General features: G+C 69.8%; 10 protein-coding genes. 8 read left to right on the top strand and 2 right to left on the bottom strand.

Annotation, left to right across the window (positions count from 1 at the left end; genetic code table 11):
* Window positions 1-23 precede the first annotated feature (23 nt).
* Window positions 24-956 (top strand): carbohydrate kinase family protein, encoded by a 933-nt coding sequence (locus VQ067_RS13860; RefSeq protein ID WP_015502897.1) that lies wholly within the window; start codon window positions 24-26, stop codon window positions 954-956.
* A gap of 30 nt (window positions 957-986) precedes the next feature.
* Here VQ067_RS13860 and VQ067_RS13855 read toward each other — a convergent pair whose 3' ends face one another.
* A complete protein-coding gene (locus VQ067_RS13855) occupies window positions 987-2,222 on the bottom strand; it encodes an NAD(P)/FAD-dependent oxidoreductase (protein WP_015502896.1) in 1,236 nt (411 codons plus the stop codon).
* A 418-nt stretch (window positions 2,223-2,640) separates the two neighbouring features.
* On the opposite strand from VQ067_RS13855, the gene VQ067_RS13850 reads away from it, so the two are divergent.
* From VQ067_RS13850 to VQ067_RS13820, 7 genes are all read left to right on the top strand, one after another.
* Window positions 2,641-3,876 carry an SfnB family sulfur acquisition oxidoreductase gene (locus VQ067_RS13850; RefSeq protein WP_033990512.1) on the top strand — a complete coding sequence of 412 codons (1,236 nt, stop codon included), beginning with the start codon at window positions 2,641-2,643 and terminating at the stop codon, window positions 3,874-3,876.
* A 10-nt stretch (window positions 3,877-3,886) separates the two neighbouring features.
* Window positions 3,887-5,104 carry an SfnB family sulfur acquisition oxidoreductase gene (locus VQ067_RS13845; protein WP_003089457.1) on the top strand — a complete coding sequence of 406 codons (1,218 nt, stop codon included), beginning with the start codon at window positions 3,887-3,889 and terminating at the stop codon, window positions 5,102-5,104.
* A gap of 17 nt (window positions 5,105-5,121) precedes the next feature.
* The gene (locus VQ067_RS13840) at window positions 5,122-6,510 is read left to right on the top strand and encodes an LLM class flavin-dependent oxidoreductase (RefSeq protein ID WP_003106871.1); all 1,389 of its coding nucleotides are present in this window, start codon (window positions 5,122-5,124) and stop codon (window positions 6,508-6,510) included.
* Window positions 6,511-6,541: 31 nt separating this feature from the next.
* Window positions 6,542-7,336: a MetQ/NlpA family ABC transporter substrate-binding protein gene (locus VQ067_RS13835; protein ID WP_033990511.1), complete on the top strand. Its 795-nt coding sequence runs from the start codon at window positions 6,542-6,544 to the stop codon at window positions 7,334-7,336.
* On the top strand, window positions 7,333-8,442 hold the full coding sequence (locus tag VQ067_RS13830; RefSeq protein WP_074241397.1) for a methionine ABC transporter ATP-binding protein: 1,110 nt from the start codon (window positions 7,333-7,335) through the stop codon (window positions 8,440-8,442). Before VQ067_RS13835 ends, VQ067_RS13830 begins: the two co-directional genes overlap by 4 nt.
* Window positions 8,426-9,079, top strand: coding sequence for a methionine ABC transporter permease (locus tag VQ067_RS13825; RefSeq protein ID WP_003111646.1), 654 nt, complete (start codon window positions 8,426-8,428; stop codon window positions 9,077-9,079). Before VQ067_RS13830 ends, VQ067_RS13825 begins: the two co-directional genes overlap by 17 nt.
* Window positions 9,080-9,256: 177 nt before the next feature.
* A complete protein-coding gene (locus tag VQ067_RS13820) occupies window positions 9,257-10,384 on the top strand; it encodes a glycerophosphodiester phosphodiesterase (protein ID WP_033990509.1) in 1,128 nt (375 codons plus the stop codon).
* Between the two features lie 65 nt (window positions 10,385-10,449).
* Here the strand turns inward: VQ067_RS13820 and zapE are convergent, their stop codons facing one another.
* Window positions 10,450-11,604, bottom strand: a complete 1,155-nt coding sequence (gene zapE / locus VQ067_RS13815; RefSeq protein WP_003122701.1) for a cell division protein ZapE — start codon at window positions 11,602-11,604, stop codon at window positions 10,450-10,452.
* Between the last annotated feature and the right edge of the window lie 20 nt (window positions 11,605-11,624).

Here is an 11,624-nt window from a genome sequence, read left to right as displayed (position 1 = left end):
CTTCTGGCGTTTTGGAGATCTGCATGTACCTGGTGTGTGGCGAGGCCCTTTTCGATGTCTTCAGCCTGGAAAGCGCTGCGCGCAGCAACGAGCTGGGCTTCACCGCGATCGCCGGCGGCTCGCCGTTCAACGTCGCCGTCGGCCTGCGCCGGCTGGGCGTGGAGGCGGCGCTGTTCGGCGGGCTGTCCAGCGACTACCTGGGCGCGCGGCTGCGCCGGGTGCTCGAAGAAGAAGGCGTGGACTGCGGCTTCCTGGTGCCCAGCGACGCCCCGACCACCCTGGCGATGGTCGGCCTCGACGCCAGCGGCTCGGCGCAATACCAGTTCCGCGGCGAGGGCTGCGCCGACCGCCAGGTGCGCCTGGAACACCTGCCGACGCTGGATGGGCGGATACGCGGGCTGCACGTCGGCTCCTACACCCTGGTGGTGACGCCGGTGGCCGACACCCTGCTGGCGCTGGTCCGGCGCGAGAGCGGCCGGCGCCTGGTCAGCCTGGACCCCAACGTGCGCCTCGACCCGCAGCCGGACATCGACCTCTGGCGGCGCCGGGTCGAGGCCTTCGCCAGTCATGCGCACCTGATCAAGGCCAGCGAGGAAGACCTGGCCCTGCTCTACCCCGACCGCGATCCCGGCGAGGTGGCCCGCGGCTGGCTGAACCCGCGCTGCCGGCTGGTCTTCGTCACCCACGGCGGCGCCGGCGCCAGCGTGCACTGCGCCCATGGCAGCTGGAGTCGCCCGGCGGATACCGCCCTGGCGCTGCGCGATACGGTCGGCGCCGGCGATACCTTCCAGGCGGCGACCCTCGCCTACCTCCGCCGCCTCGACGCCGACAGCCCGGCCAGGCTAGCCGCGCTGTCGCGGGAAGCGATCGACGCGATGCTCGCCTTCGCCATCCGCGCGGCGGCGGTCACCTGCTCGCGGGTGGGGCCGGACCTGCCGTTCGCCCACGAGCTTTGAGGCCGGTCAGGCCGAGGGCTGCCGCCCGGTCTAGCGCCCCGGCCGCGCCAGCCACTCCCGGCCCTTGAGCATGGCGTTCCAGTACACCCAGGGCAGTACGTGGCGCTTGAGCAGCCAGGCGAAGCGGCTGGCCGCGGTGGGCTCCAGCGGGAAGGTCGGCAGCAGCTTGCCGGCGTAGCCGAACTCCGCCAGCACCACCCGGCCGCGCTCGACGGTCAGCGGGCAACCGCCGTAACCGTCGTAGCGCAGCGGCAGGCCACGGCCGCTGCGCAGGCCGAGAAGGTTCTCGGCCACCACCACGATCTGCTTGCGCGCCGCCGCCGCGGTCTTCGCGTTGGCGGTGCCGCAGACATCGCCGAGGGCGAAGATCTCGCCATGGCGGACATGTTGCAGGGTCGCCGGGTCGACTTCGCACCAGCCGGCCGCGTCGCCCAGGCCGCTGGCGGCGACGAAGGTCGGCGGCAGCTGCGGCGGCACCACGTGCAGCAGGTCGAAGTCCTTTTCCGCCAGATTGGTGTTGCCGTCGGCGTCCTTCACCTCGAACCAGGCCTTGCGCGCCGCGCCGTCGACCTTCACCAGGTTGGAATTGAACGCCAGCTCGGCCGAATATTTGCGCACGTACTCCATCAGCGGCGGAACGAAATCGGCGACACCGAACAACGCCGCGCCGGCCAGGTCGAACTCGACCTCGATGTCTTGCAGCACGCCCTCCCGCAGCCAGTGGTCGCAGGACAGGTACATGGCCTTCTGCGGCGCCCCGGCGCACTTGATCGGCATCGCCGGCTGGGTGAACAGCGCCTTGCCGCCGCGCAGGCCGCGCACCAGCTCCCAGGTGTAGGGCGCCAGGTCGTAGCGGTAGTTGGAGGTGACGCCGTTGCGCCCGAGGGTCTCCTCCAGGCCCTCGATGCGCTCCCAGGCCAGGCGCAGGCCGGGGCAGACGATCAGGTTGCGGTATTCCAGGCTGCCGCCGCTCTCCAGCAGTAGCCGGCGCGCCTCGGGGTCGACCCGCTCGACACGGGTGCGCAACCACTCCACGCCGGCCGGGACCAGCCCGGCCATCGGCCGCGCGGTGTCGCCCTGGGCGTAGGCGCCGCCACCGACCAGGGTCCAGCCCGGTTGGTAGTAGTGGGTGTCCGCCGGCTCGATCAGGCTGATACGCAACCCCGGCGAACGTTTCAGCAGGCTGGCGATCACGCCGATGCCGGCCGCGCCGCCGCCGATCACGGCGATGTCGGTGGTGAGTTCTGAAGCGTTAGCGCTCTGCATGGGAGTTCCTTCGACGATCCGAGTGGGTGGACGCGCGCCAGGCCACCGCGCGCGAAACCCTATCACCCTAGCAGCACGGCGCCGGCGCGCGGCATCCGGCTGTAATCCGCCGGTAACTGTTGCCCTGGCAACAGCGGAGCAACAGGCAGCGCCCGCGGACCAGCAGAAACTGTTGGAGCAAACCTCCAACTCTTTGATTTTTCTATTGATTAGCAAACGGCACGGCTTGTGCAAACAGACCCGGCAGAGGCTTGGCGATCGCGCCAGCCACCTATCCGAACTGCCAGAGGTGCCCAGCGAGCATGTCGTTACCGCCTGTTTCCCCTCCCCCCTCCAGGCGTTCCACCCGCACTACCGAACCCGCGAGCCGCGCCGCACCGATGCCGCTGGCGGAACCACCACGCTGCAAGGCTGAACCATGACCGACGAAACCGCACCCAAGGATCTTCGTGACCAGGCGCCCCGGCTACTCCCGGCACGCCTCATCGAGAACGACGCCCAGGCGTTGCAGGCCGCCCACGAGGTAGCCGGACTGGCCCGTCGCGAAGCGGCGCTACGCGACCGCGAACGACGCCTGCCCTGGCAGGAACTGGAACTCTTCACCCGCCTCGGCCTGGGCGGCATCGGCATTCCCCGCGCCTATGGCGGCGCGCAGGTTTCCCACGTGACCCTGGCCGAGGTGTTCCGCGTCATCTGTGCCGCCGACCCGGCCCTCGGACAGATTCCGCAGAACCAGTTCGGTCTGCTCAGCGTGATCGACAACGTCGCCAGCCCGGCGCAGAAACGCAAGCTGTTCCGTGGCATCCTCGACGGCCGCCGGCTGGCCAACGCCGGCCCGGAGCGCAATACCCGCCATACCCTGGAGCTGAAGGCGCGGGTCCGTCGCGACGGCGACGGCTACCGGGTCAGCGGCGAGAAGTTCTACTCCACCGGCGCCTTGTTCGCCCACTGGGTGGCGGTCAAGGCCATCGACGAGGAAGAGCGCGCGGTGATGCTCTTCGTCGAGCGCGGCGCTCCCGGCCTGCGCATCGTCGACGACTGGTCCGGCTTCGGCCAGCGCACCACCGCCAGCGGCACGGTGCTGCTGGACGAGGTACCGGTAGCCGGCGACATGCTGATCCACAACGGCCTGCTGGCCGAGATCCCGAGCCTCCAGGGCGCCGTCTCGCAACTGATCCAGGCCGCCATCGACGCCGGCATCGCCCAGGCGGCGCTGGACGACACCCAGGCGTTCGTCCGCGAACGCAGCCGGCCCTGGATCGACGCCCAGGTCGAACGCGCCAGCGACGAGCTTTACAGCATCGCCGAGGTCGGCCGCCTGCAAATCGAGCTGCACGCCGCCAACGCCCTGCTGGAGAAGGCCGGCCAGGTCCTCGACGAAGTGGCCGCGCGGCCGGTGGACGCCGAGTCGGCGGCACGCGCCTCGATCGCCGTGGCCGAGGCCAAGGTGCTGAGCACCGAGATCAGCCTGGCCGCCAGCGAGAAGCTCTTCGAGCTGGCCGGCAGCCGCGCCACGCTCGCCGAGTTCAACCTCGACCGGCACTGGCGCAACGCCCGCACCCACACCCTGCACGACCCGGTACGCTGGAAGGTCCACGCGGTCGGCGACTACTACCTGAACGGCGCCCGTCCGGCGCGTCACTCATGGATCTGAGGAGCGCCCGATGAGCCTCGCACACGCTACGCGCGACAATCCCACGGCCGCTGCCCATCGCATCGGCAGCGACGACGAAGCCCTGGAAACGGCCCGCGAGCTGGCCGCCCTGTTCGCCCGCGAAAGCATCCAGCGCGACCGCGAGCGGCGCCTGCCGCTGGAAGAACTGGAACTGTTCTCCCGCTCCGGCCTGTGGGGCATCGCGGTGCCCCGCGAATACGGCGGGGCCGGCGTCTCGCGGGTGACCCTGGCGAAGGTGGTGGCGATCGTCAGCGCCGCCGACAGTTCCCTGGGGCAGATTCCGCAGAACCATTTCTACGCCCTCGAAGTGCTGCGGGTGAACGGCTCGCCGGCGCAGAAAGGTCGCCTGTTCGGCGCCGCCCTGGCCGGCGAGCGTTTCGGCAACGCCCTGGCCGAGATCGGCACGCGTACCGCCAGCGAGCGCCGTACCCGCCTGCGCGCCGACGGCGACGGCTACCGCCTGGACGGGCGCAAGTTCTACTGCACCGGCGCACTCTACGCGCAGCGGGTGCCGACCCTGGCGGTGGACGACGAGGGCCGCCAGCAACTGGCCTTCGTCCCGCGCGACAGCGCCGGGCTGGAAATCGTCGACGACTGGTCCGGCTTCGGTCAACGCACCACCGGCAGCGGTTCGGCGCTGTTCGACCGGGTAGCGGTGGCCGCCGAGGACGTGGTCTCGTTCCAGGACGCCTTCGAGCGCCCGACCACCGTCGGCCCGCTGGCGCAGATCCTCCACGCGGCGATCGACGCCGGGATCGCCCGCGGCGCCTTCGAGGACACCCTGCGTTTCGTCCGCGAGCGCGCCCGGCCCTGGGTCGACTCCGGCGTCGACAAGGCCAGCGACGACCCACTGACCATCCATGAGATCGGCCGCCTGGCGATCCGCCTGCACGCCGCCGAAGCGCTGCTGGAACGTGCCGGGCGGGTGCTCGACCGGGCCACCGCCGAGCCGGACGCGGAAAGCGTGGCGGCCGCCTCGATCGCCGTCGCCGAAGCCCGCGCGCTGACCACCGAGGTCGCCCTGCTGGCCGGCAGCAAGCTGATCGAGCTTGGCGGCAGCCGCGCCTGTCTCGCCGAACTCGGTCTCGACCGCCACTGGCGCAACGCCCGCGTACACACCCTGCACGACCCGGTGCGCTGGAAGTACCACGCGGTCGGCGACTACTACCTCAACGGCCGCCTGCCGCCACGCCGCGGCACGCTCTGAACGCCGAAGGAACCGCCATGAGCAAGAAGCAGATTCTCCTAAACGCCTTCAGCATGAATTGCGTCGGCCATATCAACCACGGCCTCTGGACCCACCCGCGCGACCGCTCCAGCGACTACCGCAAACTGCGCCACTGGACCGAGCTGGCCCGGCTGCTGGAGCGCGGCCTGTTCGACGGCCTGTTCATCGCCGATATCCTCGGCGTCTACGACGTCTACCAGGGCGGCATCGAGGTGACCGCCCGCGAAGCCGTCCAGTTGCCGGTGAACGACCCGCTGATGCTGGTCTCGGCCATGGCCGGGGTCACCGAGCACCTGGGTTTCGGCGTCACCGCCAACCTCACCTACGAGGCGCCCTACCCGTTCGCCCGGCGGCTCTCGACCCTCGACCATTTGAGCGACGGGCGGATCGGCTGGAACATCGTCACCGGCTACCTGGAAAGCGCGGCCAAGGCCATGGGCCAGTCCGCGCAGATCGAGCACGACCGCCGCTACGACCGCGCCGACGAGTACCTGGAGGTCCTCTACAAGCTCTGGGAGGGCAGCTGGGAAGACGACGCGGTGCTCGCCGACCGCCAGCGACGGGTCTACGCGCGGCCGGAGAAGATCCACAAGATCCGCCACCATGGCGAGTTCTACCAGGTCGAGGGCTACCACCTCGCCGAGCCCTCTCCACAGCGCACCCCGGTGCTGTTCCAGGCCGGCTCCTCGGAGCGTGGCCTGGCCTTCGCCGCGCGCCACGCCGAATGCGTGTTCGTCTCCGGACAAACCCGCGAGGCCACCCGCCAACTGGTGCAGCGCATCCGCGCGGCGGTGGTCGGCGCCGGCCGTCGCGCCGAGGACATCAGGATCTTCATGGGCATCAACGTGATCGTCGCCGCCACCGCGGCCGAGGCCCGCGACAAGCATGCCGAGTACCGCCGCTACGCCAGCCCCGAGGCCGGCCTGGCGCACTTCGCCAGCTCCAGCGGCATCGACCTGTCGCGCTACGGGCTCGACGAGCCGATCCGCTACGAGAAGAACAACGCCATCGAGTCGGTGGTGAAGAACCTCACCGTGGCGCGCACCGACTCCACCGTGCGCAAGCTCCTCGACCAGTTGGCCCTGGGCGGCCGCTACGTGACCCTGGTAGGCGACCCGCGCCAGGTCGCCGACGATCTCGAAGGCTGGATCGCCGATACCGGCCTGGACGGCTTCAACCTGACCCGCACCGTGGAGCCGGAGAGCTACGCCGACTTCATCGACCTGGTGGTGCCCGAGTTGCAGGCACGCGGCAGCTACAAGACCGCCTACGCCCCCGGCACCCTGCGGGAGAAGCTCTTCGGCGGCGGCCGCGCGCGCCTGCAGGCGGAACACGCCGGCGCCGCCTTCCGCCAGCCCCCGGCCGCGCGCCAGCGCCAGGCCTGACCCCACTTTCCCTTTCGTTCAGGAGCCCACCATGCTGAACACCCTGAAAACCCTGAGCCTGGCCGTCCTCCTCGGCAGCGGCCCGGCCCAGGCCGCCGACGCCCCGCTGAAGATCGGCACCACCGCCGCCTTCGCCCCGCCGCTGGAAGTCGCCGTGAGCGAAGCCGGCAAGCAGGGGTTGAAGGTCGAACTGGTCGAGTTCAGCGACTGGAACGCCCCCAACATCACCCTCGCCCAGGGCGACATCGACGCCAACTACTTCCAGCACGTGCCCTTCCTGGAAAACGCCAACCGCGAAGGCGGCTTCCGGCTGAAGCCGTTCGCGCCGGGGATCATCAACAACGTCGGGCTCTATTCGAAGCGCTACGCCAGCCTCGCAGAGTTGCCGGAAGGCGCCAGCGTGGCCATCGCCAACGACCCGATCAATGGCGGCCGCGGCCTGCGACTGCTACAGAAGGCCGGCCTGCTGAAGCTCAGGGACGGCGTCGGCTACAAGGCGACCCTCGACGATATCGTCGACAACCCGAAGGACATCCGCATCACCGAGCTGGAGGCGGTGCAACTGGCGCGCGCCCTCGACGATTTCGACCTGGCCCAGGGCTACCCGCACTACCTGCGCCTGGCCGGGACCATCGACCCGACCCGGGCACTGCTGTTCGACGGGATCGACAACCGGGAATACGTGATCCAGTTCGTCACCCGCGGCGACTACCAGGACCGCGACGGCCGCCTGGCGCGCTTCGTCGACATCTACCAGCATTCGCCGGTGGTCCGCGCCGCGCTGGACAAGGCCCATGGCACGCTGTACCAGCCGGGCTGGGAGTGACGACCATGACCGTTCCCCCGAGCCTGCTGCCCCTCGAACCGTTCCCGACGGCGCCCGACACGCGCGCCTCCACGCCGCACATCCGTCTCCACGGCCTGGGCAAGCGCTACCCCGGCGGGGTCCAGGCCCTGCGGGAGATCGACCTGGAAATCCGCCGCGGCGAAGTGTTCGGCATCATCGGCCGCAGCGGCGCCGGAAAGTCCTCGCTGATCCGCACCCTCAATCGCCTGGAGCGTCCCAGCGAGGGGCAAGTGCTGATCGACGACGAAGACATCGGCGGCTACGACGGCCAGCGCCTGGTCGCCCTGCGCCGACGCATCGGCATGATCTTCCAGCACTTCAACCTGATGTCGGCCAAGACCGTGCGGCAGAACATCGCCCTGCCGCTGCGGGTGGCCGGGGTGCCCCGGGCACGGATCGAGGAGCGGGTCGCCGGGCTGCTGCAACTGGTCGGCCTGGAGGAAAAACGCGACGCCTATCCGGCACAGCTCTCCGGCGGACAGAAACAGCGCGTCGGCATCGCCCGCGCGCTGGTGCACCAGCCGCAGATCCTGCTCTGCGACGAAGCCACCTCGGCGCTGGACCCGGAGAGCACCCAGGCGATCCTCGCGCTGCTGCGCGACATCAACCGCCGGCTGGGCCTGACCATCGTCCTGATCACCCACGAGATGGCGGTCATCCGCGAGATCTGCGACCGCGTGGTGGTCCTCGAATGCGGCCGCATCGTCGAACAGGGCGAAGTCTGGGAAGTCTTCGGCGATCCGCACCATGCCGTCACCCGAAGCCTGCTCGGCAGCCTGCGCGCCGCCCTCCCGGCCGACCTCCAGGCGCGCCTGCGCCAGGCTCCCGGCGCCGGCGACCCGGTGCTGCTCGATCTCCAGTACACCGGCGCCAGCCGACGGGTGCCGGACCTGCTGGCCATCGCCAGGGCCATCGGCCAGCGCGTCGACCTGCTCCACGGCGGCATAGAGCGGATCCAGGGCCGCGCCCTGGGGCGCCTGCTGCTACAGGTCGGCGCGCCGCCCGGCGAGCTTCCCGGCGTGCTGGCCAAGGCCGCGCTGGTGGCGGACAAGGTGGAGGTGCTCGGCCATGTCGCCCATGCTTGAACGGCTCTGGCAAGGTTTCCTCGATACGCTGCTGATGATCGGCGCGTCCTCCGCCATCGTCCTGCTGGTGGGTATCCCGCTGGCCCTGGTGCTGGTCACCACCGGGCCGGGCGGGATCTTCGAGGCGCGCCTGCTCAATCGCATCCTGGGCGGTCTGGTCAACGTGCTACGCTCGGTACCCTTCCTGATCCTGATGGTGGCGCTGATTCCCTTTACCCGGATGATCGTCGGCACCAGCTATGGAGTCTGGGCCGCGGTGGTGCCGCTGACCATCGCCGCCACGCCGTTCTTCGCGCGGATCGCCGAGGTCAGCCTGCGCGAAGTCGACCACGGCCTGGTGGAGGCGGCCCAGGCGATGGGCTGCGAACGCCGCCACATCATCTGCAACGTACTGTTGCCGGAGGCGCGACCGGGCATCGTCGGCGGCTTCACCATCACCCTGGTGACCATGATCAATTCCTCGGCCATGGCCGGCGCGATCGGTGCCGGCGGCCTCGGCGACCTGGCCTACCGCTACGGCTACCAGCGCTTCGACACCCAGGTGATGCTCACCGTGATCATCGTCCTTGTGCTGCTGGTCACGTTGATCCAGTTCGGCGGCGACCGCCTGGCCCGCCTGCTGAACAAACGCCTGTAGAATCCGCCCTCCCGGCCTGGGAGGGCTGGCGCTTTACCGAGGGCGACAGGAATCAGCGTCGCCGCGACAGCGCATCTTTCCCCGCGCCGGACAGACCTGTATCTGTCGTCCTGCGGTCATCCGGCAACGCCAGACTGGTCGGCAATCCCGTGAAAAAGAAAGAAGGAAAGGCGCCTCATGCGGCAAAGATTCTGGCAAGGAACATTCAAGACCCTGGGCCTCCTCGGCCTGACGGCGGGGCTCGCCGCCCAGGCCGCGGAGCCGTCCGGCAAGGCCCTCAGCGCCGCCGCCGGCGTGCCCTGGCCGGCGGTCATCGCCCACCGCGGCGCCTCGTACGACGCCCCCGAGGAAACCGCCGCGGCCTACCTGCTGGCCCGCGAACTCGGCGCCGACTACCTGGAAGCCGACGTGCAGCGCAGCCGCGACGGCGTACTGGTCGCCCTCCACGACGACACCCTGGAGCGCACCACCGACGTCGCCGAGGTCTTCCCGGGACGCGCCAAGGACCCGGTGAGCAGCTTCACTCTCGCCGAACTCAAGCGCCTGGACGCCGGCTCCTGGTTCAATCGCGCCTTCCCCGAGCGCGCCCGGCCCGGCTTCGTCGGCCTGCGCATCCTCACCCTCGACGAGATGCTCGACATCGCCGAGGGCGGCGCCAACAAGCCGGGCCTGTACCTGGAGACCAAGGTACCGGCGCAATTCCCCGGCATCGAAGACGACCTGCGCAAGCTGCTGGAACGCCGCGGCTGGCTGCAACCCCGCGAGCGCGCCGCCGCCGGGCATGTCGACGTGGCCCACGGCAATGGCCGGGTGATCCTGCAGACCTTCGAGAAGAGCAGCCTGGAACTGCTGCAAGAAAGCATGCCGCAAGTGCCGAAGATTCTCCTGCTGTGGCTCGGCGACGGTTACCTGGAAGCCCGTTCGCCAGTGACCTTCAAGGAATCCGGGGAAACCGACAAGGCGGCCTTCTACGCCAGGCAGGAAGTGAAGTCCGAAGCCGAGTTCGGCGCCTGGCTGGACTGGGCCAAGGCCCACGGCGCGCTGGGCACCGGGCCCTCGGCGACCCTCAGCGAACGCGGCGAACAGAGCTACGCCGACCTGGTGAAACCCTGGATGAACCGCATGACCCACGCGCGCGGGTTGTTCATCCATGCCTACTCGGTGGACTCGGCGGAAGACTTCAAGGCCCTAGGCGCGGCCGGCGTCGACGGTTTCTTCACCAACCGCACCTCGGAACTGCTGAAGTTCCAGGGCCGCCCGGCGGCGCAAGACATGGACGCGCTGCTGCGCCGGCACGGCTACTGAGCCTCGGCCTGGCCGGCGGATGAGCGCGGGCGGCCATCCGCAGTTCCCGCTTCGGCGGCGCGGCGCTAGCCGGCGCTGTCGCTGCCGAAGCGCGCCAACTGCATCTCGCGCAGCCGGCTGAGGGTGCGACGGAAGGCGAAGGCCAGGTAGCCCTCGGTATAAAGTGCCTCCAACGGTACCCTGGCCTCCAGGTAGAGCGGCACCTTGCGGTCGTAGCATTCGTCCACCAGGGCGATGAAACGCCGCACGCCGTCGTCGTGCACCGACAACTGCGGCAATTCGCGATCCCCCGCCTCCACCAGTTGCGCGCCGTCCTCGGTGCCACGGGCTATGCGGCCTTCGCGCTGGCTGGCGCTCAGGCACGGCAGGTCGTCCATCAGGATCGCCCGGTAGCGGTCGCAAAGGCCGATGAAGTCCAGCGCCGACAGCGGCGCCTCGCAGAGCTGCGCATAGCTGCACCAGAGCACCGACTCGCTGTGCCGGTGCACCGCCAGCGGGCGGTGCCCCAGTTCGATGGGCTGCGTGGATGCCGCTTCGCCGGCACTCAGGCGCGCGAAGAGTTCGGCGAAACCGCTCGCCTGCCCCGCCTCCACCACCCAGTAGCGTTGCTCGGCCCGGCCGGGATGCAGGCGGTGGTCCTGGCCGCCATCCACCGCGACCACCGCCATGTGCCGCTGGATCGCCTCGATCGCCGGGAGGAAGCGTTCGCGGTTGAAGCCGTCGGCGTACAACTGCTCCGGCGGCTGATTGGAAGTGGCGACCAGCACCACGCCCTCCTCGAACATGATGCGCAGCAGGCTGCCGAGCAGGATGGCGTCGCCGATATCGCTGACGAACAGCTCGTCGAAGCACAGCACCCGCACGTCCCGCGCCAACTCGCGGGCCAGGGCGCGCAACGGGTCGGCTGTACCGGTCAGTTCGAACTGGCGCTGGTGCACCCATTGCATGAAGTGGTGGAAGTGCTGGCGCCGCGCGGGCACGCGCAGGCACTGGTAGAAGTGATCCATCAGCCAGGTCTTGCCGCGTCCTACCGGTCCCCACAGGTAGACGCCCTGGATCGCGCCGTGGCGGTGCGGCTCGTGCAGGGCCTGGAAACAACGCTCCAGCGCCTCGGCGGCGCGCCGCTGCGCCTCGTCGGGAGCGAAACCGCGCTGTTCCACGGCCTGACGATAGGCGGCGAGCGGCGACATGGCCGGCAGATCGGGAGAGGTATCGGGCATCGGGCAGTTCCACCTGGCGC

This window comes from Pseudomonas sp. KBN12P06040 (genome assembly GCF_037574965.1).
Lineage (GTDB): Bacteria > Pseudomonadota > Gammaproteobacteria > Pseudomonadales > Pseudomonadaceae > Pseudomonas > Pseudomonas aeruginosa.
This window is presented reverse-complemented; position numbering and strand designations above follow the sequence as displayed.